At 47.3% G+C, this 25,363-nt stretch carries 19 protein-coding genes; 12 read left to right on the plus strand and 7 right to left on the minus strand.

From position 1 onward, the window contains the following. Nucleotides 1–85: 85 nt before the first annotated feature. Nucleotides 86–2,311, minus strand: a complete 2,226-nt coding sequence (locus Q3O60_RS16585) for an NADP-dependent isocitrate dehydrogenase (protein ID WP_305895051.1) — start codon at nt 2,309–2,311, stop codon at nt 86–88. Nucleotides 2,312–2,659: 348 nt separating this feature from the next. Here Q3O60_RS16585 and Q3O60_RS16590 point away from each other — a divergent pair, with 348 nt between their 5' ends. The 5 genes from Q3O60_RS16590 to Q3O60_RS16610 all read left to right on the plus strand — a co-directional run bounded on the left by Q3O60_RS16590 (nt 2,660) and on the right by Q3O60_RS16610 (nt 7,738). After that, nucleotides 2,660–3,298, plus strand: coding sequence for a pseudouridine synthase (locus Q3O60_RS16590; RefSeq protein WP_305895052.1), 639 nt, complete (start codon nt 2,660–2,662; stop codon nt 3,296–3,298). 89 nt (nt 3,299–3,387) lie between these two features. Then, complete coding sequence (gene mnmA / locus Q3O60_RS16595) at nt 3,388–4,488, plus strand: tRNA 2-thiouridine(34) synthase MnmA (protein ID WP_305895053.1); 1,101 nt, start codon at nt 3,388–3,390, stop codon at nt 4,486–4,488. A 6-nt stretch (nt 4,489–4,494) separates the two neighbouring features. Beyond that, nucleotides 4,495–5,133: a high frequency lysogenization protein HflD gene (gene hflD / locus Q3O60_RS16600; RefSeq protein WP_305895054.1), complete on the plus strand. Its 639-nt coding sequence runs from the start codon at nt 4,495–4,497 to the stop codon at nt 5,131–5,133. Nucleotides 5,134–5,193: 60 nt separating this feature from the next. Next, the gene (gene purB, locus Q3O60_RS16605; RefSeq protein WP_305895055.1) at nt 5,194–6,564 is read left to right on the plus strand and encodes an adenylosuccinate lyase; all 1,371 of its coding nucleotides are present in this window, start codon (nt 5,194–5,196) and stop codon (nt 6,562–6,564) included. Nucleotides 6,565–6,583: 19 nt separating this feature from the next. Then, on the plus strand, nt 6,584–7,738 hold the full coding sequence (locus Q3O60_RS16610; protein ID WP_305895056.1) for a ribosomal protein uL16 3-hydroxylase: 1,155 nt from the start codon (nt 6,584–6,586) through the stop codon (nt 7,736–7,738). Nucleotides 7,739–7,795: 57 nt separating this feature from the next. Here the strand turns inward: Q3O60_RS16610 and Q3O60_RS16615 are convergent, their stop codons facing one another. After that, nucleotides 7,796–8,221 (minus strand): DUF4826 family protein, encoded by a 426-nt coding sequence (locus Q3O60_RS16615; RefSeq protein WP_305895057.1) that lies wholly within the window; start codon nt 8,219–8,221, stop codon nt 7,796–7,798. 297 nt (nt 8,222–8,518) lie between these two features. On the opposite strand from Q3O60_RS16615, the gene Q3O60_RS16620 reads away from it, so the two are divergent. Further along, nucleotides 8,519–9,559, plus strand: coding sequence for a Leu/Phe/Val dehydrogenase (locus Q3O60_RS16620; RefSeq protein ID WP_305895058.1), 1,041 nt, complete (start codon nt 8,519–8,521; stop codon nt 9,557–9,559). Between the two features lie 57 nt (nt 9,560–9,616). Here Q3O60_RS16620 and Q3O60_RS16625 read toward each other — a convergent pair whose 3' ends face one another. Beyond that, nucleotides 9,617–11,902 (minus strand): acyl-CoA dehydrogenase, encoded by a 2,286-nt coding sequence (locus Q3O60_RS16625; RefSeq protein ID WP_305895067.1) that lies wholly within the window; start codon nt 11,900–11,902, stop codon nt 9,617–9,619. 6 nt (nt 11,903–11,908) lie between these two features. Then, nucleotides 11,909–12,583 carry a TetR family transcriptional repressor PsrA gene (gene psrA, locus Q3O60_RS16630; RefSeq protein WP_305895068.1) on the minus strand — a complete coding sequence of 225 codons (675 nt, stop codon included), beginning with the start codon at nt 12,581–12,583 and terminating at the stop codon, nt 11,909–11,911. A 479-nt stretch (nt 12,584–13,062) separates the two neighbouring features. On the opposite strand from psrA, the gene Q3O60_RS16635 reads away from it, so the two are divergent. Together Q3O60_RS16635 and rimO are read left to right on the plus strand one after the other, a co-directional pair. Then, nucleotides 13,063–15,645 carry a TonB-dependent receptor gene (locus Q3O60_RS16635; RefSeq protein WP_305895059.1) on the plus strand — a complete coding sequence of 861 codons (2,583 nt, stop codon included), beginning with the start codon at nt 13,063–13,065 and terminating at the stop codon, nt 15,643–15,645. Nucleotides 15,646–15,827: 182 nt separating this feature from the next. After that, nucleotides 15,828–17,141, plus strand: coding sequence for a 30S ribosomal protein S12 methylthiotransferase RimO (gene rimO / locus Q3O60_RS16640; RefSeq protein ID WP_305895060.1), 1,314 nt, complete (start codon nt 15,828–15,830; stop codon nt 17,139–17,141). 14 nt (nt 17,142–17,155) lie between these two features. On the opposite strand, the gene Q3O60_RS16645 is transcribed toward rimO, so the two are convergent. Continuing rightward, nucleotides 17,156–18,049, minus strand: coding sequence for a LysR substrate-binding domain-containing protein (locus tag Q3O60_RS16645; protein WP_305895061.1), 894 nt, complete (start codon nt 18,047–18,049; stop codon nt 17,156–17,158). Nucleotides 18,050–18,163: 114 nt separating this feature from the next. Between Q3O60_RS16645 and Q3O60_RS17725 the strand changes: the two genes are divergently transcribed. Continuing rightward, nucleotides 18,164–18,289: a hypothetical protein gene (locus Q3O60_RS17725; RefSeq protein WP_369812684.1), complete on the plus strand. Its 126-nt coding sequence runs from the start codon at nt 18,164–18,166 to the stop codon at nt 18,287–18,289. A gap of 68 nt (nt 18,290–18,357) precedes the next feature. On the opposite strand, the gene cysB is transcribed toward Q3O60_RS17725, so the two are convergent. Then, complete coding sequence (gene cysB, locus Q3O60_RS16650) at nt 18,358–19,335, minus strand: HTH-type transcriptional regulator CysB (protein WP_305895062.1); 978 nt, start codon at nt 19,333–19,335, stop codon at nt 18,358–18,360. A gap of 180 nt (nt 19,336–19,515) precedes the next feature. On the opposite strand from cysB, the gene Q3O60_RS16655 reads away from it, so the two are divergent. Beyond that, nucleotides 19,516–20,208, plus strand: coding sequence for a sensor histidine kinase (locus Q3O60_RS16655; RefSeq protein WP_305895063.1), 693 nt, complete (start codon nt 19,516–19,518; stop codon nt 20,206–20,208). A gap of 51 nt (nt 20,209–20,259) precedes the next feature. Next, a complete protein-coding gene (locus Q3O60_RS16660) occupies nt 20,260–21,030 on the plus strand; it encodes a hypothetical protein (protein ID WP_305895064.1) in 771 nt (256 codons plus the stop codon). A gap of 119 nt (nt 21,031–21,149) precedes the next feature. Here the strand turns inward: Q3O60_RS16660 and topA are convergent, their stop codons facing one another. Beyond that, nucleotides 21,150–23,747 carry a type I DNA topoisomerase gene (gene topA, locus Q3O60_RS16665; protein WP_305895065.1) on the minus strand — a complete coding sequence of 866 codons (2,598 nt, stop codon included), beginning with the start codon at nt 23,745–23,747 and terminating at the stop codon, nt 21,150–21,152. A 217-nt stretch (nt 23,748–23,964) separates the two neighbouring features. On the opposite strand from topA, the gene astB reads away from it, so the two are divergent. Next, on the plus strand, nt 23,965–25,308 hold the full coding sequence (gene astB, locus Q3O60_RS16670; protein WP_305895066.1) for an N-succinylarginine dihydrolase: 1,344 nt from the start codon (nt 23,965–23,967) through the stop codon (nt 25,306–25,308). Nucleotides 25,309–25,363: the final 55 nt, after the last annotated feature.

Raw genomic sequence — 25,363 nt, forward strand, 5'->3', positions numbered from 1 at the left:
GCAGGCACTGTAAAGTGCCTGCTGTTTTTATTGCTTCTCTCAGAGAGCGCATAAGTTCATGCGCTGCATCCTCGAGTAAAACCATTTACAGTGATGCCAGCACTTCATTTAACGTTCTGCTTGGTCGCATCACTTTATCCACTGCTGCTTTATTTGGCCGGTAATAACCACCAATATCAACCGCAGGGCCTTGAGCATCATTTAGCTCGCGAACAATCAGCTCTTCCCGGGCCGTCAGGGCCTCTGCTAACTTGCCAAAACGCTGCTGCAGCTCAGCATCTTTATTTTGCTTTGCTAAGGCTTCAGCCCAGTACATGCCCAGGTAAAAGTGGCTGCCACGGTTATCGAGCTCTTTCACTTTGCGTGATGGTGATTTATTGGTTTCAAGAAACTTAGCCGTTGCTTGATCCAAGGTATCTGCCAGCACTTGAGCACGCGGATTGTTGGTGGCACGACTTAAATGCTCCAATGATGCCGCCAGGGCTAAAAACTCGCCAAGAGAATCCCAACGCAGATGGTTCTCTGCCACCAACTGCTGGACATGCTTAGGCGCTGAACCACCAGCACCGGTTTCAAACAAACCACCACCGTTCATTAATGGCACAATGGATAACATCTTGGCACTAGTACCCAATTCAAGGATTGGGAATAAATCGGTCAAATAGTCACGCAGTACGTTCCCTGTGACTGAAATGGTATCTTGCCCCGCTTTAACACGTGCCAAGGTGAAACGAGTTGCATCGACCGGTGACAGGATATGCAGCTCTAAGCCATCGGTATCCTGCTCTTGCAAATACGTTTCCACTTTGCTAATTAATTCGCTGTCATGTGCCCGCTCGCTATCAAGCCAGAACACCGCCGGGGTATTGCTTAAACGGGCACGATTGACCGCCAGTTTGACCCAATCACGAATAGGCGCATCTTTGACCTGACACATACGCCAGATATCACCCTGCTCAACAGAATGTTCAAACACCACCTCTCCGGCTTGGTTCAGTACCTGAACTTCGCCATCGGCAGGTATTTCAAAAGTTTTATCATGCGAACCATATTCTTCGGCTTTTTGCGCCATTAAACCAACATTGGGCACTGTGCCCATGGTCGATGGGTCAAAAGCACCATGCTCTTTACAAAAAGCGATGGTCTCTTGATACACACCAGCATAGCAACGGTCGGGAATCATGGCTTTGGCATCTTGTAAAGAACCATCCGGCCCCCACATTTGGCCTGACTCACGGATCATGGCAGGCATTGACGCATCAATAATGATATCGCTTGGTACATGCAAGTTGGTGATGCCTTTGTCGGAATTCACCATCGCCATGGCCGGTTGCTGCTGGTACACCGCCTGAATGTCGGCTTCAATTTCAGCACGCTTGGTATCATCCAGTTGCGCAATCTTCGCAACCACATCACCAAAACCGTTGCTTGGATCAACTTCAAGCTCAGCAAAGGTATCGGCATGCTTGGCAAATACATCTTTAAAATATACCCGTACCGCATGACCAAACATAATCGGGTCCGATACTTTCATCATGGTGGCTTTTAAATGCAATGATAAAAGAACACCTTCAGCTTTCGCGGCCGCCGTTTCTTTTTCAAAGAAAGCACACAACGCTTTTTTGCTCATCACTGCAGCATCGACCACTTCACCTGCGAGTACAGGAACACTTGCCTTAAGCACCTGCTGCTTGCCATTAGCATTCAGGACAATTTTTAAATCGTCTGCCGCTGCAAAGGTGGTGGACTGCTCACTGCTAAAGAAATCGCCATCCTCCATGTGCGCCACATGCGACTTAGAATCCTTGCTCCAAACTCCCATTTTGTGCGGGTGTTTTTTGGCATAGTTTTTTACAGAAACCGGCGCACGGCGATCGGAGTTGCCTTCACGCAATACCGGGTTTACTGCACTACCTTTAATCTTGTCGTAACGTGCTTTGATGTCCTGCTCTTGCTCTGTTTTCGCTTCAGAAGGATAATCTGGTAAGGCATAGCCTTGTTCCTGCAACTCTTTAATGGCGGCTTTTAACTGCGGAATAGAAGCACTAATATTGGGTAATTTAATGATATTAGCGTGCGGGGTTTTTGCCAACTCACCTAATTCCGTTAAAGCATCAGCAATACGTTGCTGTTCAGTCAGAAACTCCGGGAAACTAGCAATAATACGGCCAGATAACGAGATATCACGTGTTTCAACCGCCACACCAGCAGCTTTGGTAAATGCCTGAATAATTGGCAATAATGAATACGTGGCCAGTGCCGGTGCTTCATCGGTTTCCGTATAAATAATTGTAGAGTGTTCTGTCGACATAATCATTCCTATAGATTGGATCACATTAATGCAGTTCGGGCGCGTCCCTATCACGTTTAAAACGCTGTGATGACTGCTAAGTATGGTTATACCTATCCGGCTGAAGCATGCACCTGCCAGGGTGTTTGTCAGGTTTCAGCCGGATAGGTATAGAAAGAAGCGCGAAAGATTATAACAGCTCGCCAACGCCTCGCCTAGTTTCCGGTCATGTTCGTAGGGGCGCATGATTGCGCCCTTTTGCGAGTTCATGCTTTGATAGGGTGTCATCATGCTACAACAAAAACAGTTTTTTGTTGATAACAAGCTTCCATGCTAGGCTTGCAGCATCTATCACCGCACGCTACATGCATGAACCATAAAGCCAACCGTAAAAAAGTCAACACGACCAAGGTCGAAACCCCGCTGTTGTTTGCTGTCAATAAACCCTTTCAGGTGCTATGCCAGTTTACCGATCAAAGCCCAAAGCAGCGCGCCACTCTGGCTGATTTTATCGATATTCCGTCGATTTATGCCGCGGGCCGGCTCGATTTCGACAGTGAGGGCCTGCTACTGCTGACCAATCATGGCGGGCTGCAACACCGCATTAGCGATCCCAAACACAAACTAGCGAAAACCTACTGGGTGCAGGTAGAGGGTGCTATCGACCAAGCAGCATTGCAACAGCTTTGCAGTGGTGTTCATCTTAACGATGGTATGACTCAACCTGCCGAAGCGCGCGCTATGGCTGAACCGGCCATCTGGCCTCGTACGCCGCCTATTCGTCAACGTCAGCATATTCCAACCAGTTGGTTGGAGCTTACCATCTCTGAGGGCCGCAATCGTCAGGTGCGACGTATGACGGCTGCGGTTGGCTTCCCTACCCTTCGGTTAATTCGTTATGCCATTGGGCCATGGACACTGGAAAGTTTGCTACCAGGCCAATATCGCCCTTTAGATGGCAACGCCGCTCTGCAGCAATTGTCGATTGCAACCAAGCGTCGGGTTTAATGCTCTTAAGCAGCGGGTTTCAGGTGTGATAGCCAGAAAATAATGCTATAATCCGGGCCAATTTTTTCTCAGTTATAGTCAAGGGTGCCATGTCTGCTCCAAGTTCCCATAAAGTGATTGTCGGTATGTCCGGCGGTGTTGATTCCTCGGTGTCTGCCTATCTGCTGTTGCAGCAAGGCTACCAAGTGGAAGGCCTCTTTATGAAAAACTGGGAAGAAGACGACAATGACGAATACTGTGCTGCAGCCGAAGATATGGCCGATGCCCAGCAAGTCTGCGACCAACTGGGTATTAAGCTGCACAAGGTCAATTTTGCTGCAGAGTATTGGGATCATGTATTTGAGTACTTTTTGGCCGAGTACAAAGCAGGTCGTACGCCAAACCCAGACATTATGTGCAACAAGGAAATCAAGTTTAAAGCCTTCCTTGAGTTTGCCGCCGAAGCCCTGCAAGCCGACTTCATCGCCACGGGTCACTATGTCCGCCGCCGTGAGCAAAATGGTCACTTCCAGCTACTACGTGGCCTCGACCAAAACAAAGATCAAAGCTACTTTCTTTATACCTTGAGCGAACAACATGTGGCGCAAACTCTGTTCCCGGTCGGTGAGCTGGAAAAGCATGAAGTCCGCGCCATCGCCGAACAACAGGGCTTTATTACTCATGATAAAAAAGACAGCACGGGTATTTGTTTTATCGGTGAGCGTAAATTCAAAGACTTCCTGCAACGCTATTTGCCAGCACAACCCGGTGATATCGTCACTCCTGAAGGTGACGTGATCGGCCAACATGAAGGCTTAATGTACCATACGCTTGGTCAGCGCAAAGGGCTTGGCATTGGTGGCTTGAAAAACAGCAATGAAGACCCATGGTATGTCGCGGGCAAAGATGTAATCAACAATCGTTTATTGGTGGTGCAAGGAGCTGATCATCCCAGCCTGTTCGCCAAAGGGTTGATCGCCAGTCAATTGGACTGGGTCGATCGCCATGGGCCAAAGCACGCCATTGAGTGCACAGTAAAAACTCGTTATCGCCAACAAGATATTCCCTGCACCATCACGCCCATGGCAAATGGTGAGTTGCAGGTAGATTTTGCATCTCCACAAAAAGCGGTCACTCCGGGTCAATCTGCCGTTTTTTATCTGAATGAGCATTGTCTGGGTGGTGGTATTATCGATAAGGCTTTGAATTAATCTATTATGCAACCAAGTATAACCACACAAACCATGGCACTGGCAGCGATATGTCAGGCACTGACACTGGTCAAAGCAGTCGCTAAAACGACTGATGTTGATCAGCATGAACTCGACACGATACTTAGCAGTGTTGCTATTTTAGAAGCAGAAACCCCAGAAGACATTTATGGCGGCTCGCTCACAACATTGCAGACCGGCTACAAAGTACTGTTGCAACAGCTTGGTGATAACCCGAATAAGGATGTGGAAGTTACCCGTTATGCGGTAGCAGTGTTGGCGTTGGAAAAACGACTGAGTAAAAGTGGCTCTAATATGGCCGCCTTGGGCAAGCGTTTGCAACAGCTGGCGCGCCAACTGGAACACTTCTCCATCAGTGACGATACCATGCTCGCCAGTCTGGCCGATATCTACATTGAGTGCATTAGCACGCTGGGTACTCGTATTCAGGTCGCTGGCCAGCCTGAGTTATTAAAGCAAACTCATGTGCAGCATAAGGTACGGGCTTTACTACTGGCTGCAGTGCGCGCTGCCGTGTTATGGCGCCAGGCAGGTGGTAGTCGATTGCATTTGCTTTTTAAACGCAAGCAACTGGTGCACGAAGCCAAACAGACCTTGAACAGATTGCCGGATACTGATACCTGATATCCACCCCCTTTATTGATGATTTTTTCGATTACACTGGCGTTTACCTGAGGAGCCGACATGGAACTGAACGCACTGACCGCTTTATCACCGGTTGATGGCCGTTATGGCAGTAAAACCACTGAACTTCGTGAATTTTTCAGCGAGTTTGGCTTAATTAAATACCGGGTGACTGTTGAAGTTCGCTGGTTACAACAGATGGCAAGTATTGCTGGCATCGCTGAAGTTCCTGCACTAAGTGACTCCGCTAATCAGCTACTGAATGCTATTGTCGACAATTTTAGTGTAAGTGACGCCGAGCGTGTCAAAGAGATTGAGCGCACGACCAACCATGATGTCAAAGCCGTTGAGTATCTGTTAAAAGAAAAAGTAGCTCAGAATGCCGAGCTTAACGCAGTTACCGAGTTTATCCACTTTGCTTGTACTTCAGAAGATATCAACAACTTATCGCATGGATTGATGCTGCAAGATGCTCGTCAGCTGGTGATTTTGCCTTATTGTGACCAGCTGTTGGATGCGATCAAGCAACTGGCAATCCAATACAAAACTGTGCCCATGATGGCTCGTACTCACGGCCAGCCAGCTTCTCCTACCACCATGGGTAAAGAGATGGCTAATGTATATATGCGATTGAAGCGCCAACGCGATCAAATCGCCAAGGTGGAGATTCTTGGTAAATTTAATGGTGCCGTTGGTAATTACAACGCACACCTGTCGGCTTACCCTGAGCTGAACTGGCACCAGGTTTCCGAGCAATTTGTCACTAGCCTTGGCTTGAACTGGAACCCCTACACCACTCAAATTGAGCCTCACGATTACATTGCTGAGCTGTTTGATGCCATTGCCCGCTTTAACACCATTTTGATCGACTTTGACCGCGACGTATGGGGCTATATTGCCTTAGGCCACTTCAAGCAAAAGACGGTTGCAGGTGAAATTGGCTCGTCCACTATGCCGCATAAAGTCAATCCGATTGATTTTGAGAACTCAGAGGGCAACCTTGGTATTGCCAATGCGATATTTGATCACCTTGCAGCCAAGCTTCCTCTATCACGCTGGCAGCGCGATCTGACCGACTCTACCGTCCTACGTAATCTGGGAATGGGTGTAGGCTATACCCTAATTGCTTATCAAGCCAGTTTAAAAGGTATTAGCAAACTGGAAGTCAATGAAGCCAGCTTACTGGCAGAGCTCGATGCCAACTGGGAACTGTTGGCCGAACCGGTTCAAACGGTGATGCGTAAATTCGGTATTGAAAAGCCGTATGAAAAACTGAAAGAGTTAACGCGTGGCAAGCGCATTACTCCGGCTGACCTGCATGCGTTTATCGAAGGTCTGGATATGCCAGCCGAAGGCAAAGCAATGATGAAGCAATTCACCCCCGCCGGTTACATTGGTGACGCCATTGCCTTGGTGGAACAACTACCCTGAGCCGCTAAAAGGAATAAACATGTACACGCTGGAACTGAACGAACTGAGTATCGAACAATTCCTCGCTGACTACTGGCAAAAAAAACCGCTCTGTATCCGGGGCGGTTTTCGTCATTTCAGCGACCCATTAACCGCAGATGAGTTGGCGGGTTTGGCTTTGGAAGAAAATGTTGATGCACGATTGATCAAAAAAGATGGCGCCAATTGGCAGCTTGATGAAGGGCCTTTCGACGATTTTAACCAGTATGGCGAAAAAGACTGGACCTTACTGGTTCAGGCAGTCGATCACTGGCATCCTGATGCTGCGCAGTTGCTGGAGGCCTTTCGCTTTATTCCCAACTGGCGTATCGACGACTTGATGGTCAGCTTTTCCACGCCTGGTGGCGGTGTCGGTGCTCATCTTGATCAATACGATGTCTTTATCATTCAAGGTGAAGGTAAACGTCGCTGGCGTGTAGGTATGCCCGATGCTAGCCTAAAACAGTTCTGCCCTCACCCTCGATTGCTGCAAGTAAGCGACTTTGACGCCTGCATTGATGTTGAAATGGAGCCAGGGGATATTTTGTATATTCCACCTGGCTGTCCGCATGAAGGGACGTCGCTGGAAGCCAGCTTAAATTACTCAGTAGGCTTTCGCGCTCCGGCGCAAAAAGACTTGATCGGTGGTTTGGCAGACTACATGCTGGATTTTCAGTTGGAAGGCAAACGTTATACCGATCAAAGCAGAACGATTAACGCATCGTCAGGCCGGATTGAGCAGAACGATGTTGCCGCCATTCGGCAACTGATGCAACAACTGCTGGATGATGAGCAGTTGATCAGCGAATGGTTTGGCAGCTACATCACCCAACCAAAGCATGAATTGGATCAGCAAGAGCCTGACCCTCACTACCAGCCGGATGAAATAGCGGAGTATCTGGAGGAAGGCTCTGTACTTGCTCGCCTCGGCGGTTTACGCTGCAGTTATTTTCAAGCGAAGTCCGATGCTGATGTGCAATTGTTTATTCATGGCGATCGTTTTCCGTTACCACCTGAAGAAACCGAAACGGCACAATTACTAACAGACTATCCTCGCTTATCCATCGAACAAGCAAGACACTTTTTGCATACACCTGAACGACTGTATTTTATCAGCCAATTGATCAATCAGGGGTATTGGTACTTCGAAGAGTAAAGCAGCTTATTGAGAGGCAACAGAGTGCGGTGAGAGCCACACTCTGTAAGCTTCCCTTTACGCTGAAGGGTGCTCAGGCTGAGCCTGCCATATTTCATCGTGATCAAACAAATCATACAAACCATGCGCCCGAGAAATCAGCAAGTTAGCAAAATCCTTTTGTGTCTTATCCGTGCTGCCGGAGTCAAGAATTTGCTGCGCTTTTAACTGCCAATTTAGTGAGAAAGCCCGAATTGCTTCTTTGGCGTTGGGTGCCACGCTGACTGCCATATGATCTGTTGGTAAGTCACCAGTCAATACCCAATACTCTTGACGATCTTGGCTTTTCATTTTCCATACGGCGATCAATGGCGCCAGATAACGTGATTCCTGAACGACCACCTGATCGGGTAATATGCCTTTGCTGGCAAGATATTCATTGCCTTTACGAAATTGAGATTGCACCCACTGGATGCGCTCTTGCTCGGTTAACTCTTTACTCATACGACTTATCATCTACTCATATAAAATCCAACCAACACTCTAAGTCAGCGTGGCGCGACAATCAAGCCTGTTATGCATGGCCAACATAGTGGTGAAGTCCTGTTGGTTTTGTCCGCTCACCTAAGCAAGCTATTGTCGACAATCAATCTGGACTGACCAGATGTTTTTTTAGTAAAAAAATAGCGTAACCTGATCTGAAATGATACATTTCGCACCGCAAATTTTAGTCTGCTAGAACACTTAACGCATGCAGTTCTATGCACAGACAGCTCATTTATATGCAAGCGGAGAATAAACGTGGCCGTATTTAATCACACAGAGTTTGATCAGCACGAACAAGTGGTATTTTGCAGTGATAAGGCAACTGGCTTAAAAGCTATTATTGCGGTTCATAGTACCGCTTTAGGCCCTGCCGTTGGCGGTTGCCGGTTATGGGACTACGCCAATGATGACGATGCCATTCAGGATGTACTGCGTTTATCTAAGGGCATGACGTATAAAAATGCCTTGGCAGGCTTACCTCTGGGCGGAGGTAAATCAGTCATTATCGGTGATGCCAAGCAGATTAAATCTGAAGCTTTATTTCGGGCCTTTGGTCGCTTTATTCATCGTTTGGGTGGCAGTTACTACAGTGCCGAGGATGTAAATATCACCACCGGTGATATTATGATGGCCAATAAAGAAACCCCCTATGTAGCAGGTTTAGAAGGTAAGAGCGGCAACCCAGCACCTTTTACTGCCTTGGGTACTTATCAAGGGATCCGCGCAGCAGCTAAACACCAGTTCGGAGTCGACTCGTTGAAGGGTATCAAGGTCGCGATTCAGGGGCTTGGCAGTGTTGGTTATTATTTATGCGAGCATTTGCATAAAGAAGGCGCTAAGCTGTTTGTCACGGACATCAATCAAGAGTCTATTCAGCGCGCTGTTGAACAGTTCGGCGCTACCCCGGTAGGTTTAGATGAGATTTACGCGCAAGATGTTGATGTGTATGCACCCTGTGCTTTAGGTGCGACCATCAATGACGATACCATTCCTCAGCTCAATGCCAAAGTAGTCGCAGGTTGTGCCAATAACCAACTGAAAAAAAGCCGCCATGGCGACATGCTACGTGAACGAGGCATTTTGTATGCGCCTGATTACGTGATTAATGCCGGTGGTATTATCAACGTATCGATGGAAATGCGTCCTGAGGGCTACAACGCTGACGACTCAACGGCTAAGGTGAACGAGATTTATCATACCTTGTTGAATATCTTCCAGCGTGCCGATGAAGAGCAAAAATCAACCCATCTGGTCGCCGATATTATGGCGCAGGAAATTATCGCCAAAGGTAAGTAGCTCGTGAATTAAGCAATAAAAAAGGACCGAAAGGTCCTTTTTTATTGCCGATGATACTTAGAGCTCACCAGCCTTAAAGCTATCGACGCTGATAGCCTCAAATCGAAGCTTATTCATATGCAACAGCTGTTCGGCCTGCTCTGCGGTAATAATTTCGGCGGCCTCAGCTTCACTGATGGCTTGCTCCATCGGAACTTTACGATTGATTTTGCCATCACGCTGCGCCAACAGAATACTTTTTAGCAACGGCTGAGCCTGATACATCTCAACAAAGGCTTGTTCCATCAAACCGGTCGGGTCACTTTCCCCTTCACCAATGTAACAGAGGTGCGTTAAGCGATCGCGGATCACACCAGGCTTGGACAACGCATCGCAAATATCCATAGTGATATCATCCGCTGGCATTTTGTAACCCATACCGAATGGAAACACCAAACGTTTCATCACTACCGCGACGGCACGTTGTGGGAAGTTGGCAAAAAATCCTTCAAAGGCACGGCCAATCTCGGCCAATGAACGCTGCAGGTTATAATGCACAAAAGGTAAGTCAGCTTGTTGGCGACCATTGTCTTCATAAAACTTCAGTACTGCTGATGCCATATACAAATGACTGAGAACATCGCCTAAACGGGCAGACAGCATCTCTTTGCGTTTTAAGTCACCACCCAGCATCAACATCGAAATATCGGCTGTTAACGCCAGTGCGCGGCTCATACGGCTGAGTTGCTTGTAATAACGAGCAGTTTCACCAGCCATAGGGCTACGGTTGAAAGCTGCAGCAGTAAGCCCCTGCCATAAACAACTGAAGGTATTACCCAGAGCAAAACCAACGTGCTTCAATAATAAACTATCGAATTGCTGCAAACCTTCCTCATCATCAGGGTTGGCAGCTGCCTGTAGTTCCGCCAGAACATAAGGGTGGCATCGGGTTGCACCCTGACCAAAAATCATCAGGTTACGGGTCAGAATATTCGCCCCTTCCACCGTAATGGAAATAGGCACTCCCATGTATCCATGCGCCAAATAGTTTTTTGGCCCCAGCTGAATGGCCCTGCCAGCATGAATATCAAACGCATCATTTAGGATCGTACGCGACATTTCTGTCATATGGTATTTTGCGATAGCCGTGACCACGCCAGGACTCAACTTCAGATCAATAGCACCTGCAGTCATCACCCGCATGGCCTCTAAGCCATAGGTTAAACCACCAATACGACCAAACGACTCCTGAACCCCTTCAAACTTACCAATCGATAGGCCAAACTGCTGGCGCACATAGCTGTATGCACCGGTCATGCGGCTGGCCAAGTGACCTGTCGCTGTGGCCAAGGCTGGTAATGAGATGCCACGACCCGCTGACAAGCACTCTACCAACATGCGCCAACCACGGCCGGCATAATCTGGCCCCCCAATAATCCAATCCAACGGAATAAACACATCCTTGCCATAAGTCGTACCGTTCATAAAGGCCATGCCCATAGGGAAATGGCGGTCGCCAATCTCAACACCAGGATGTGAGGTTGGGATCAAAGCACAAGTAATACCGATATCCTTCTTTTCGCCGATTAACCCTTCAGGATCGTGCAACTTAAACGCTAATCCAAGCACAGTGGCTACCGGTGACAAGGTAATATACCGCTTATCCCAGTTCAGCTTGATGCCAAGTACTTCTTCCCCATCAAACTCACCACGGCAAACCACACCATGATCGGGGATCCCTCCTGCGTCTGAGCCTGCTTCTGGTCCGGTTAAAGCAAAACATGGCACATCGCGGCCATCCGCCAAGCGAGGTAACCAGTGATCTTTTTGCTGCTCGGTTCCATAGTGCATCAACAACTCGCCCGGCCCTAACGAATTAGGCACCATCACGGTAACAGCTGCGGTCAGACTACGGCTGGCAATTTTAGAGACAATGGTTGAATTAGCTATTGCCGAGAAACCACGTCCGCCGTAACTTTTCGGAATGATCATGGCGAAGAAGCCTTCCTGTTTCAGATAGCTCCAGACTTCTTCAGGCAAGTCCCGCTTTTTTTGCACAATATCGTAATCATCCAGCATGGCCAGTAAGATTTCTACTTGCTGATCCATAAAAGCTTGCTCATCATCGTTTAGCTTTGGCTTTGGATACTGGTGCAGTTTTTGCCAATCAGGTTTTCCTTTAAATAACTCGCCATCCCACCACACATCGCCGGCTTCCATGGCCTGCTGCTCTGTTTCTGACAGTGGTGGTAGGATTTTCTTAAATACCTTAAATACAGGAGCTGAAATAAGGGTACGGCGGATGGGTGTTACACCAATCAATAACGCCACTACAATAATAAGTACCAATAACACAGTCATGATTTGTCCTTAGTTCGAAGCATCCGTCAGAGTATCTAATTGCTCTGGTCGAATGATGTCTGCAGAAATACCTGCGGTTAAATAGGGTAATAAGCGCCGTATCACACTTTCGATATCGGATTGTTCATGAAAATCAGCCTCAGCAATATCAAACAGAGCTTCACTTGAGGCCATGGTAAAAACAATGGTGCCAAGTGAAAAATGTAAGCGCCAAAAAATCTCGGCTGCATCCAATCGCGGACAGGATTGCTGCACCAGCAACACAAACTTATTCAGCACAGAACCGTAGTGTTGACTGATAAATCGACGTAAATGTCCCTGTGCATCAGTATAGCCCCGCCCGAGTAATTGCAAAAATAAGGTGGTACCTTGTGGCTTCACTTGATTCAACTCAAGCAAAGGTCGAACAAATACGGCCAACACATCCATGAGCTGGGTGGCACTTTGCCGAGCCAGTAATTGTTCAAACTCATCATTAAGCCGAGGCATAACTACTTGCAAGTAACGCTGCAATACCGCTTGGATCAGTGCTTTTTTTGAACCAAAGTGGTAATTTACTGCCGCCAAATTTACATCAGCCTGACTGGTGATCTGTCGAAGCGATGTATCATTAAAGCCCGTTTCCGCAAATAAGCTTTCAGCCGCATCCATGATTTTTTGTTGGGTTTGTTGACGGCTCACAATACAGCCTCCAGTTTCAAACGTTCGTTTGAAATGTACGTTTGAATCGACATTCTGTCAAGCATCATCATGGCTTCGCTTCCACTAATGACCAGATGCTCATATCAAGGTTGAGAAAAAGATCTTGACAGCAATTAACATTTGAGCGAATTTATACGACGAGTCTAATTTATCAACAACAGGAGCGCATTATGCCGACAGCCATCGCTGCCCCCGCTGCATGTTATGCAGCTCCTTTTGTCTCTCCCTTTTACTTATCTGAATGGTTCAATAATTAGCCATACCGCTGTTTCAAGCAGTGGTGATTATTGCAAACCGACTTGTTGCTGATTTCCCGCCCTACAATTGTCGTGTGCTTTTGATTCAACCATTTTGTTTATGCTCAAGCTTAATAGCTTGTCATCCTGCTTGATGCAGCCTCAATTTTTTTACGACTAGATTGCCTTAAAAGGCAACGCATAATGCAAAAATGAGGAAGAAGCATGAAAACTATCCAATCTGGATTGAGCAAAGTTACCATCGCCACCTTGAGCGCCTTGCTTGGTGTGCATAGCGCCATCGCAAATGAAAGCGTGACTGAAGAAGAAGCGAAGAACGTTGAACGCATCGCCATTACCGGCTCTCGTTTGAGAGGGGTTGATATGGAAGGTGCCAACCCGGTACAAGTGATTAGTCGGGAAGATCTTTCAAACCGTGGTTATGACAGTGTCAGTTCTTTTTTACGTGATCTGCCACAAGCTTCAAGTGCAGGTACCTTTAGTGAAAATGGTGCCACAGCAACCGCTTCAGGGGCGCCAGCCGGCTCTTCGGGTGTCAGTTTGCGCGGCCTTGGTAGCAGCTCTACGTTAGTACTGGTCAACGGCCGTCGTGTAGCAGTTGACTCATTTGCCAATGGTGCCGATTCATTTGTTAACGTCAATACCATCCCTATGTCGGCAATTGAACGCATAGAGGTACTGACCGATGGTGCTTCTTCAGTCTATGGTTCTGATGCCATTGCCGGGGTGATTAACTTCATTCTGCGTGATGATTTTGAAGGCCATGAAATCTCTGCCATGTACGGCAATGATACCAAAAGCAGCAACTTCTCACGTTACAATCTGACCTATGTGGGCGGTTTTAATACCGCAAACAGCAATACCACAGTGGTAGTAGATTACTTAGATCGTAATGCGCTGTTTAATGCTGATCGCCCCATTGATGTCACCTTTGCACTTCGTACTTCACTTGGCATAGACGGTGCAAACTTCCCGGAAACCTGGTGTGGTGATGACACGGTACGCGGTGGTACTGAGTGTAGTTATGACTATGTGATGGAACGAGCCATCCAGCCTGAATCAGAAAATCTTGGTGTTACGCTCAGTCATTTACAACAATTGGATAACAACATTGAGCTGTTTGCTGAAGGGATGTACCAACGCAATAAAGGATCAGCCTACGACTCTGCTACAGCTTATACAGTAGACGTTGCTGGTGACTCCAGTTTGGTGCCTGGTTATGTGCAAGATTTAAATGCGTCTGGCGGTAATATTATCGTACGAACCCGCTTCCCGGAGCGTCGTCAGCAATCCTATGACACCGAATCCTTTCGTTTGTTGGCTGGTTTACGTGGTGAAGCTGGTGAGTGGTTCTGGGAAACGGCTGCAACCTATGGCCGCACTGAAAATGAAGTACGCCATATTCGCGGTTACTTTACCCGCGCTGATGTGCTGGCCGGCATTGCAAACGAAAGCTTTGATCCCTTTAATTTAGGTCGGGATAATAGCGAAGCCACGCTGGCAGGTTTACGCAACGAAGCCCCTCGTCGTGGCGAGTCAGAAACCTATAGCATCGATTTTAATATTTCAGGTGAGCTATTTGAACTGCCAGCTGGTTTTGTCAGCTCAGTCTTTGGTGGTGAATTCCGCTCAGAAGACATCAAAGATACGCCAGCACCTATCGCAGCAGCTGATGGTGTTTATGGTTTAGGCGCTCGTGATGCTGCGGCTGATCGCACTCAGTATGCTCTCTATGGTGAGTTCAACCTGCCAATTACCGATGATTTGGATGCTGTCGCAGCCGTTCGATATGATCATTACAGCGATTTTGGTGGTGATGTAAATCCAAAATTATCGCTGCGCTGGCGTGCGACAGATGCGTTAATTGTTCGTGCATCATGGAGCACCGGTTTCCGTGCCCCTTCACTATCCCAGCTTGGTGCAGGCCGCGCTCTGGCGACTGGTTATATCAACTGCGGACCAGGCGAAGAGTTTGATGGTTTATGTGGTAACTTTGATGATGAAGTCAGCTTTGATCAAGAAACTCGCGGTAACCCGGATCTGAATGCAGAAAGTTCTGAAGCCATCAATATTGGTTTTTCCTGGAATCTAACCGATAACCTGCAGTTGACAGCTGATTACTGGAACTACGAGCACAAAGACATTGTCGATGTTGATGCCAATACCACTTTGCGCAATTGTTTGAGCGGCTCTGCACCTACCGTAGGTAGCGAGGCCGAGCTACCAGGCTTTGGCTGTGTAGTCAGCGCCGATGGCGATCTGGTTTTCTTGCGCACCGGTTTCTTTAACGTCGGTAAACAAAAAACCGATGGTGTCGATGTAAAACTGAACTATCGCCTGCAAACCAACCATTATGGTCAATTTAACTTCTTTGCCAACGCAACCAGAACCTTAAGCTATACCCGCCAAATCACTCAAGACAGCGCGCCGCAAGATCTGCTGGGACGGCTAAGCGGAGCCAATGAAATTGCACGCCCTGATTTCGTTGCTGACTTCGGCACCGACTGGAGCTACCAGAACTGGAATGCTGGCTTAACCGCTAACTACGTAGGTAGCTTGGGGGATGGTGATTTCCAATGGGGTGGCAACAATACCGTCAAAGCCTGGTTGGTATTTAATGCCAATGTGGGTTATGACTTTGGTGACCATGGCCGGGTTCAGCTTGCTGTTCGTAACCTGACCGACAAGAACCCTCCTTATGCTTCCTCACCAACCGATGGCTACGCCAGCTCGATCCATGATTGGTTAGGAACCACCTATACCTTGCGGTATACCTACAACTTCTAACGCGGTTGTGTTTTTCCTGGTACACTTTGGGGCTCATTGAGCCCCTTTTTTGTATGCTTTGCCGCTGTATCATCTGATTTGCAGCGCCGCAGTAAATATAAGGAATAGCCCGAGTACAGCTGGTTTTAACCGATGAATTCAAGTAGAATGTGCGCCCTTTGTTCAGTGGTGGTTATTCGCATATGTCACAGCCTAAAGTCGGTTTCGTCAGTTTAGGATGCCCTAAAAACCTGGTAGACTCAGAGCGCATTCTGACTCAGCTTAAGAGTGATGGGTACCAAATTGTTTCCAGTTACAACGATGCCGAGTTGGTCATTGTAAATACCTGCGGCTTTATTGATAGTGCTGTACAAGAGTCATTGGACACCATCGGCGAAGCACTGGCAGAAAATGGTCAGGTGATTGTAACCGGATGCTTGGGTGCTCGTGAAGATGAAATTCGCCAGGTGCATCCGAATGTCTTAGGTATTACTGGGCCACATGCTTATGAAAATGTTCTAAAGCAAGTTCACAGCGTGATCCCCAAGCCTAAGTACGATCCTTTTACCATGCTGGTACCCGATCATGGCGTTAAACTGACACCAAAGCATTACGCCTACTTAAAAATATCAGAAGGCTGTAACCATCGCTGTACCTTCTGCATTATTCCTTCCATGCGAGGCGATCTGGTCAGTCGCCCTATTGGCGAAGTACTGGATGAAGCACAACGTCTGAAGAATGCTGGCGTCAAAGAGTTGTTGGTGATTTCACAAGATACCAGTGCTTACGGGGTCGATGTTAAACACCGTACCGGCTTCTGGAATGGGCAACCGGTCAAGACGGACATGCTGGCTCTGTGTCAGGCATTAACCGCCCTTGGCATTTGGGTTCGTCTGCATTATGTCTATCCCTACCCGCATGTCGATGACATTATTCCACTGATGGCCGAAGGCAAGTTATTGCCATATCTGGATATTCCATTCCAACACGCCAGCCCCCGGATCCTAAAAAAGATGAAACGCCCAGGTCAGGCCGAGCGTACCTTAGAGCGGATCCAAAAGTGGCGCGCGATTTGTCCGGACCTCACCATTCGCTCCACGTTCATTGTGGGCTTTCCCGGTGAAACCGAAGAAGACTTCCAGTTGCTGCTGGATTGGCTGGATGAAGCTCAGTTGGATCGGGTTGGCTGCTTTAAATACAGCCCAATTGAAGGGGCAAAAGCCAATGAGTTGGATGACCCGGTACCGGAAGCAATTAAAGAAGAGCGCTTTCATCGCTTTATGCAAAAGCAGCAAACCATTAGTACTGCTCGACTACAACGCAAGGTTGGTCAGCAGCTTTCCATATTGATTGATGATGTGACAACCGAAGGCGCTATTGGCCGCAGCTATGCAGATGCTCCTGAAATCGATGGAGTGGTCTATATCGATGGTGCCAGTCACTTAACTGCTGGCTCAGTCGTCCAGGTACATATTGAGCGGGCGGATGCCTATGATCTGTGGGGCAGCTTGGTATAACTGACGCTCCATTGCTATGGCTGTTGTGGTAAATGCTGCCGCAACAGCTGCAGCAAGGTCAGATAGCTCGGTTCATGTACATCACCATGCCGATAAGCCAGATACATAGGCCGCCACAACCCCTCCTTTCCTAATGAGATCGTGCTTACTAAGCCTTGTTGCTGGTAAGGCTCGGCCATCCAACCTGGCAGTACGGCAACTCCAAGATTTGCCGCGACTTGTTGAATAATCTGACTACCCTGTGCAATCGATTTTATCTGCCCATGAAACTCAGCATCCGTCAGAAAAAACCGAAACAGATCCTGGCGTTGCTGTGGTAGTGGGTAACTAAATATGGTTTCTCGCTGTAACTGATGTGGCTCTATCCATGCTTGCTGGGCCAGCGCATGATCAGGACTTACCAGCAAACGAAGTTCCATCGGGTATAAGTAATGGTAGTGCACTTGCTGCTGCAAGCGTTGATCACTGGTCACCACCAAATCCAGCTGCCCTTGTGCCATCGCTTCAATCGCTTTGTGCTCTATGGTGGCACTAAAATCCAGTAAGGCGGTAGGTTGTTGTTGTTGAAATGCTTTAATGCAGGGCAATAACCAGTGGTAACAGGCATGGCACTCAACACAAAAGCGAATCAACTGCTGTACCTTATCGCCCCCCCCTTTTAATTGCTGCTCAGCCTGATGGATAGCAGGCAGTACCTGAGCAGCCAATTGCAATAACAGCTCCCCTGCTCCAGTAAACTGTACAGGGGCCGTTTTACGCTCAAACAGCACTTGACCTAAACGGTGCTCTAACTCTTTTAATTGATGCGATAGCGCCGATTGAGTCAGGCACAACAAGCTCGCTGCCTCGCTAATAGAACCGGTGTCCCGAAGTGCTTGCACACTGCGTAAATGCTTTAACTCAATCATTATGAATTTTCTTCAATAGGTTGCAGAAATCTTTTTATTTGCCTCGCCATCATAACCGGCAAGGATAGACATATCAACATCTAGCCGTCCAAATAAAAACAGGTCCATATAACAATTCACAATCTTGGTTTTCCACGCATTTACAAGCAGCGCGAATTAAAGCGAGGGCTTGAAACTTATTGGCGGCAAGACATCCGACAGTCACTGCGAGAAGCAGTGCGCTTTACCATGTTGGTATAAAACTTAGTACTTGAAACATAAAGTACCGCTATGCAGTCACTGATGTTTCAGCATCTACTTGAATAAAATTACATCACGGGCAAGTCAAAGCTGGCAAACATGGCATCAATTTCATCCTGATTGCGCAATAAATTTGCCCTTTCGACCACGTCTTTGGTTAGATGCGGTGCGAAACGATGAATAAAGTCATACATATAACTACGTAAAAAAGCGCCTTTTCTAAAACCGATTTTAGTCGTCGAAGACTCAAACAAATGACTGGCATCGAGTGCCACCAGATCATGATCGAGTTTCGGATCCACCGCCATAGTTGCAAGCACCCCTACACCCAAGCCAAGCCGGACATAAGTCTTGAGTACATCGGCATCTGTGGCAGTAAAGACAATTTTCGGTTCAAGACCGCAAGCAGAAAAAGCACGATCCAGTTCAGAACGCCCTGTAAAACCAAACACATAAGTCACAATAGAATACTTAGCAATATCTTCGACGGCCAATTTTCTGTCCAACTGAGCCAATGGATGGTCAGGCTTCACAATAATACTGCGATTCCAGTGATAACAAGGCAGCATCACCAAATCACCATACAAATGCATGGCTTCGGTGGCAATGGCAAAGTCCGCATCTCCGCGAGAGGCCGCCTCTGATATTTGCTGTGGAGAGCCCTGATGCATGTGCAAGGTGACCTTAGGATACTTTTCAATGAAACCACCAATGACCGGTGGCAAAGCATAACGAGCTTGTGTATGCGTCGTCGCAATATTCAGCTTGCCTTGATCAGGCAAGGTATGCTCTTTAGCAACTGCTTTGATACTTTCCACTTTAGCTAGAATTTGCTGAGCAATATCAATAACCTCTTTCCCAGCTGGCGTAACATGAGTTAAATGCTTTCCACTGCGGCCAAACACTTGAATGCCGAGTTCATCTTCTAGCATCCGAACCTGCTTACTGATGCCAGGTTGCGATGTAAACAGACTTTCAGCCGTAGCAGACACGTTCAGGTTATGGTTAAGCACCTCAACGATATAACGTAGTTGCTGCAGTTTCATGGGTCATTCCCTGTCAAAAAGCTGGGGGTAAGCTGCTGGATATTCCAGTAAACTTAGGATACTGTGTTGTTCTATAACCAATAGTAGCTAAAAAAACATGGAAAGAGTAGGCATTCACTATACGAAAGCTGATTTTTCGATTACTTTACATAAAAGTGTATCCGATCAAGAGCGTTGCTTATGAGTCACTCCCCTATCACTATTGATTTTGCCTCTGTGTTAGCATCATCGGCTCATGATATGAAAAACTCTCTGTGCATGCTCTTGCAATCCATTGAGCTGATGCATAGTGAATTAAGCACCAAAGCCCCTGAGTCGCAGCAGGAGCTGGCAAAAATACATTATGAAGCCAATCGACTCAATAGCAATTTACTGCAGCTTCTGTCGTTGTATCGATTGGAAAAAAACCAACTCCCTTTGCAAATTGATCAATTCTATCTGCAAGATATCTTTGAAGAAATTCAACTCAAGAACGAGCTGTATATTGAGCAAAAGCACATTGAGTTCCGTGTGGAGTGTGATGATGATTTACATTGGTTTTTGGATAGAGATTTGATCACCAACTTGCTAAATGACAGTGTGGTCAATGCGATACGCTATACTCAACAAAAGCTATTAATTCGCGCTCGCGAAACAGGCGGTCAATTGATCATTGAGGTGCATGATGATGGTTCTGGCTTCCCCGATGCCATGCTGATCAACAGCGAACAATTGATGAATAAAGCAGAATTAAGCCGTGGACATACTGGCCTTGGCTTGTTTTTTGCACACTTAATAGCTAATGCACATCAACATCAAGGAAAAAGAGGGCAGATTGCGCTCCATAACGGTGGTGATTTTGGTGGTGGCATGTTTCAACTATTGCTACCTTAACCCAATGCTGGAATTGTGGTGAATGAAAAGCAGAATATTTTCGAGGTGTAGATGTTATTAACGTTGATCATTATTTTGGTTGTAGCCTTGATCATGATTGCTGTCATCGTCAATGCGGTGCAGCAGCATCGTGATCGGATGGCCTCTTTAAAGCGGGCTGAGTTTAGTAAACTCAGAACCACCCTGGAAGACACCGAAAACCTTCTGATGAATGCTGCCAATGTCCCTATGACTCCCGCTATTAGTCAGGTGTTACTTCGTCGAATCGCATTTACGCTCAAAGCGATGGTAGAGCTGGAACCCAGCTCACGCGATATCAAAAATCGCCTGAATGAAACGCAAAGCCGTTTAAAATCCTATGATGACAAAAGTCTTGAAGCACCAATGTCAGAAGGCATTAGCTTGCCGGATGACGACAAGCTACTAATTGGTCTCATTCAGGGTATTAAAAAACTACGGTTAATTTTACGTTCTGAGCATGCGCGCGGCAATGTAGATACGCAGGTCGTGGTTCAAGAAGACCGCCGACTAGAAGGATTGCAACTGCGAATTAATGTGGAAAGTCAGATTAAACGTGGCATGAAAGCGCGAGGTTCTGAGATGTTAGGCTCGGCTCGGCAGTATTTTGAAAAGGCACTTTCTGCATTAGAGAACGCACCCAACCCTGACGATTATGTACTCAGCAGAAAATCGGAAGTGATGCAGTCACTTCAAGAGATTGCCGGTGAACTAAAAAATAGTAATCAACGCGATCGAGATAAAAAAGCAGAGCAAGAAAATAAAGATTTGGATGAGCTATTCGCTCCCAAACGTAAATGGTGACATCCTAACCTTTCGTGCAGACTTACTATTTGCAAATAAAACAACCAGTTGTGAATAAAAAACCAGCGATATAAACGCTGGTTTTTTTATTATGAGCTTAAGCAGCTGTTATGCAGCACTTACTTGCCTTTCTCTGTGACTTGCCAGCGGCCATTTTCATACCACGCTGCCCAGCCCGTTGCTTTACCCTCTTTCTCGGTCATCACATACTGTTGCTTGGTCTTACGGCTCCAGCGCACAACCGTCGGATTGCCTTCTTTATCTTTCAGTGGCGCATCGGCAAGATAATAAAACTTTGGAGAGATCCGCTCTCTAAACTTAGCCAGCTCAGCAACTAAGGGTGCTCTGGTTTCCCGCGATTTAGGAAAGGTAGATGCTGCTAAGAAAATACCTGCAGCACCATCACGCAGCACAAAATAGGCATCGGATTTCTCGCACTTCAGCTCAGGCAGATGCACCGGATCTTCTTTTGGTGGTGCTGCTTCTCCGTTGCGTAATAATTTACGGGTATTTTTACACTCACTGTTGGTACAGCCAAAGTATTTGCCAAAACGCCCTGACTTTAACTGCATTTCGGAGCCGCATTTATCACAATCAATAACCGGACCATCGTACCCTTTGATCTTAAAAGTACCCTGCTCAACCTCAAAACCATCACAAATTGGATTATTACCACAAACGTGCAATTTGCGCTGCTCATCAATCAAGTATGAATCCATCGCGGTACCGCACTTACTACAACGTCGCTTGTGGCGGAGAACTTCTGCTTCCTGCTCATCCTCGTCAGCTACTGTAGCAACTGCCTCATCGCCTGGTACCAGGTTCATGGTAGTAGTACAGCGCTCTTTGGGGGGCAACTGATAGCCAGAACAACCAAGAAAAACGCCCGTAGAAGCAGTGCGAATACCCATCTTACGGCCACACGTCGGGCAATCAATATCAGTTAGCACAAATTGATTGACCCGCATGCCCCCTTCAGATTCATCCGCTTCCGCTTTTTTGAGTTGATCTGAAAAGCCCAGATAAAAACTGTCAAGCACTTGGCGCCATGACGTTTCACCATGCGCGATATCATCAAGCTTTAATTCCATATTGGCAGTAAAATCAAAGCTCATCAGCTCTTCAAAGTTATCACGCAATCGATCGGTAACGATTTCACCCATTTTTTCGGCGTAGAAGCGTTTGTTCTCTATACGCACGTAGCCGCGGTCCTGGATGGTTGAAATAATAGAGGCATAGGTTGAAGGCCGACCAATGCCACGCTTTTCCAACTCTTTCACCAAGCTGGCTTCACTGAATCGGGCTGGTGGCTTGGTAAAATGCTGTTGCGGCAACAGTTGCTGCAACTGCAGTAGCTCGCCAGGCTTCACATCAGGCAGAACGCTATCTTCCTCACCTTTGCGTTTTTGTGGCGGCTGAACCCTTGTCCACCCATCAAAGCGCAGCACCCGTCCTTTTGCTTTTAATTCAAAATCACTGGCTTCAACGGTAATGGTACTGACATCGTAAAGCGCTGGCGGCATCTGACAGGCAACAAATTGGCGCCAGATCAAGTCATACAACTTACGCGCATCCGCTTCCATATCAGACAGAGTGCCTGCAGTCACATTCACTTCAGATGGACGGATCGCTTCGTGAGCTTCCTGGGCATTGTCTTTGCTACCATAACGAATTGGCGATTCAGGCAGGTATTTTTTGCCAAAGTGACTTTCAATATAGTCACGGCAAGACGCTACGGCATCCTGACTCAGGTTAGTCGAGTCGGTTCGCATGTAAGTGATATGACCGGCTTCGTACAAGCGCTGCGCCATCATCATGGTCTTTTTCACACCATAACCCAGACGGGTGCTTGCCGCCTGTTGCAATGTCGAGGTAATAAATGGTGCCTGAGGTTTACTGCTACTCGGCTTATCTTCGCGTTTAGCAACCTTGTAATCACTTTGCTGCAAAGCAGCCAGTGCTTGGTCCGTCTGCGTTTTATTGACCGGACGGAATGCCTTGCCCTGATGTTTACTGACATCCAGCTGTAAAGCAGCTGACGCGGCCGTCAGTGTATCTGCCTGAACCGTCCAGTACTCTTCTGGGTTAAACGCTTTGATCTCACGTTCGCGCTCAACCACAAGTCGAACGGCGACCGACTGTACCCGGCCTGCAGACAAACCACGGGCGATTTTTTTCCACAGTAATGGCGAGACCATAAAGCCGACCACACGATCGAGAAACCGGCGGGCTTGTTGTGCATTCACCCGGTCAACATTCACAACACCAGGTTCTTCAAAGGCTTGCTGAATCGCATTTTTGGTAATTTCATTGAAGACCACCCGCTTGAAACGCTCCGGTTCGCCACCAATTATTTGCTGCAAATGCCAGGCTATAGCCTCTCCTTCCCTATCCAAATCCGTTGCCAGATAAACAATATCTGCTTTATCAGCCAGGGCTTTTAATTCTTTAACGACTTTCTCTTTACCAGGCAAAATCTCATAGCGAGCCTTCCAGCCATTGGCCGGGTCAATGCCCATGCGATCAACCAGAGCCTGATATGCTTTTTGCTCTTTCGATAAATCCACTTTGCCTTTCTTGGCTTTATCCTTGTTCGAGCTGGTGGGTAAATCCCGAATGTGCCCCACACTGGATTTGACAATGAAACTATTGCCTAAGTATTTATTGATTGTCTTTGCTTTTGCCGGTGACTCGACAATTACCAGTGATTTCGCCATCTTAATCCTAAGAGCCTTTTGCTGTTGCGCTATTCTACACTTCTTTTTTAACGTATATCTGCAAACTGAAGTTGTGACAAGCCCATAAACTCATTATTATGCTGTCAAGCTCTGTTTTTTGAGCTCATTGGTGATTTATTCACCAAACCAATAAAGCAAATCCAAATGGCCGAATAAAAATAACAGAGCCAGCCAATCGGAAGGATACAAAGTAAAAATGAAGTATTTCGAAGCAAATTTTGACGGCCTGGTAGGCCCAACACACAACTATGCCGGTTTATCTGTCGGCAATGTTGCCTCACTTAACAATGCTAATGACACCTCAAGCCCGCGTCAGGCAGCGAAACAAGGCTTGCAGAAAATGAAAGCCTTGCAAGAGCTTGGCATGGTACAAGGTGTATTGGCGCCACAAGAGCGGCCCGATGTCTATACATTACGTCGCCTTGGTTTTACAGGCAGTGATCACGATATCATCAGCAAGGCAGCGAAACAAGCACCAGCCGTGCTGCGAGCCGTCTGCTCTGCATCCAGCATGTGGACAGCCAATGCGGCAACCATTTCGCCAAGTGCTGATACCGCGGATGGTAAAATTCATTTCACACCGGCAAACTTAACGAATAAATTCCACCGTTCGTTAGAGCCCGATACCACAGGGCGTATCCTGCAAGCAATGTTTGCCGATCCGAATCACTTTGCGCATCATCGCCATCTACCTGACAATGATCACTTTGGTGATGAAGGTGCAGCCAACCATACCCGCTTATGCAGCGAGTATGGCGCCAGAGGCGTCGAACTCTTTGTGTTTGGACGCTATGCCTTTGATAACAACAAACCGGCTCCTAAGCGTTTTCCGGCCCGTCATACGCTGGAAGCCTGCGAAGCGGTCACCCGGCTGCATGGTTTATCGGATGAACACGTCGTCTACATGCAACAAAACCCGGATGTGATTGATCAGGGCGTATTCCACAATGATGTTATTGCTGTCGGCAACCAAAATGTGCTGTTCTTCCATGAACAAGCCTTTGTTGAGAAAGAGCAAAAGCTGAATGAATTGAGACGTAAATTTGGTAATGCCGCTGAACTTCACCTGGTTGAAGTGAAAACCTCTGAAGTCAGCGTCGAAGATGCTATTAAATCGTACTTGTTCAACACTCAGGTCATCACCCTACCAAGTGGTGAAATGGCGATTATCGCTCCGACTGAATGCCGTGATAATGCTCAGGTTGCTGGTTATCTTGAGCAACTGACCGGCCGTGGCACCCCAATCCGTCAAGTGCATTATTACGATGTCAAACAAAGCATGCGTAATGGTGGTGGCCCTGCCTGCTTGCGTTTACGGGTTGCCATGAGCGAGCAGGAGCGTCAAGCCGTCAACCCGAACGTACTGCTGACAGATGAGCTATTTAGCACGTTAAACCAATGGGTTGATAAGCACTATCGGGATGAAATCACAGAAGCAGATCTGGCCGATCCGCAACTGCTGCAGGAGTCTCGTACTGCACTGGATGAACTCACCAAGATCCTACACTTAGGCTCGGTGTACCCATTCCAGCGTGGCTAGAGTGACGTTAAATTACAGATAAATCATTCACCCAACAAAAAACCCGCTTACAAGC

The organism is Alkalimonas collagenimarina (assembly GCF_030717845.1).
Taxonomy (GTDB): domain Bacteria; phylum Pseudomonadota; class Gammaproteobacteria; order Enterobacterales; family Alteromonadaceae; genus Alkalimonas; species Alkalimonas collagenimarina.

What these genes read in the sequence shown, in the direction of transcription:
- Q3O60_RS16585 (WP_305895051.1), bottom strand. Translation starts at nt 2,311, where the DNA reads ATGTCGACAGAACACTCTACAATTATTTATACGGAAACCGATGAAGCA.
- Q3O60_RS16590 (WP_305895052.1), top strand. Translation starts at nt 2,660, where the DNA reads ATGAACCATAAAGCCAACCGTAAAAAAGTCAACACGACCAAGGTCGAA.
- mnmA (WP_305895053.1), top strand. Translation starts at nt 3,388, where the DNA reads ATGTCTGCTCCAAGTTCCCATAAAGTGATTGTCGGTATGTCCGGCGGT.
- hflD (WP_305895054.1), top strand. Translation starts at nt 4,495, where the DNA reads ATGCAACCAAGTATAACCACACAAACCATGGCACTGGCAGCGATATGT.
- purB (WP_305895055.1), top strand. Translation starts at nt 5,194, where the DNA reads ATGGAACTGAACGCACTGACCGCTTTATCACCGGTTGATGGCCGTTAT.
- Q3O60_RS16610 (WP_305895056.1), top strand. Translation starts at nt 6,584, where the DNA reads ATGTACACGCTGGAACTGAACGAACTGAGTATCGAACAATTCCTCGCT.
- Q3O60_RS16615 (WP_305895057.1), bottom strand. Translation starts at nt 8,221, where the DNA reads ATGAGTAAAGAGTTAACCGAGCAAGAGCGCATCCAGTGGGTGCAATCT.
- Q3O60_RS16635 (WP_305895059.1), top strand. Translation starts at nt 13,063, where the DNA reads ATGAAAACTATCCAATCTGGATTGAGCAAAGTTACCATCGCCACCTTG.
- rimO (WP_305895060.1), top strand. Translation starts at nt 15,828, where the DNA reads ATGTCACAGCCTAAAGTCGGTTTCGTCAGTTTAGGATGCCCTAAAAAC.
- Q3O60_RS16645 (WP_305895061.1), bottom strand. Translation starts at nt 18,049, where the DNA reads ATGATTGAGTTAAAGCATTTACGCAGTGTGCAAGCACTTCGGGACACC.
- cysB (WP_305895062.1), bottom strand. Translation starts at nt 19,335, where the DNA reads ATGAAACTGCAGCAACTACGTTATATCGTTGAGGTGCTTAACCATAAC.
- Q3O60_RS16655 (WP_305895063.1), top strand. Translation starts at nt 19,516, where the DNA reads ATGAGTCACTCCCCTATCACTATTGATTTTGCCTCTGTGTTAGCATCA.
- Q3O60_RS16660 (WP_305895064.1), top strand. Translation starts at nt 20,260, where the DNA reads ATGTTATTAACGTTGATCATTATTTTGGTTGTAGCCTTGATCATGATT.
- topA (WP_305895065.1), bottom strand. Translation starts at nt 23,747, where the DNA reads ATGGCGAAATCACTGGTAATTGTCGAGTCACCGGCAAAAGCAAAGACA.
- astB (WP_305895066.1), top strand. Translation starts at nt 23,965, where the DNA reads ATGAAGTATTTCGAAGCAAATTTTGACGGCCTGGTAGGCCCAACACAC.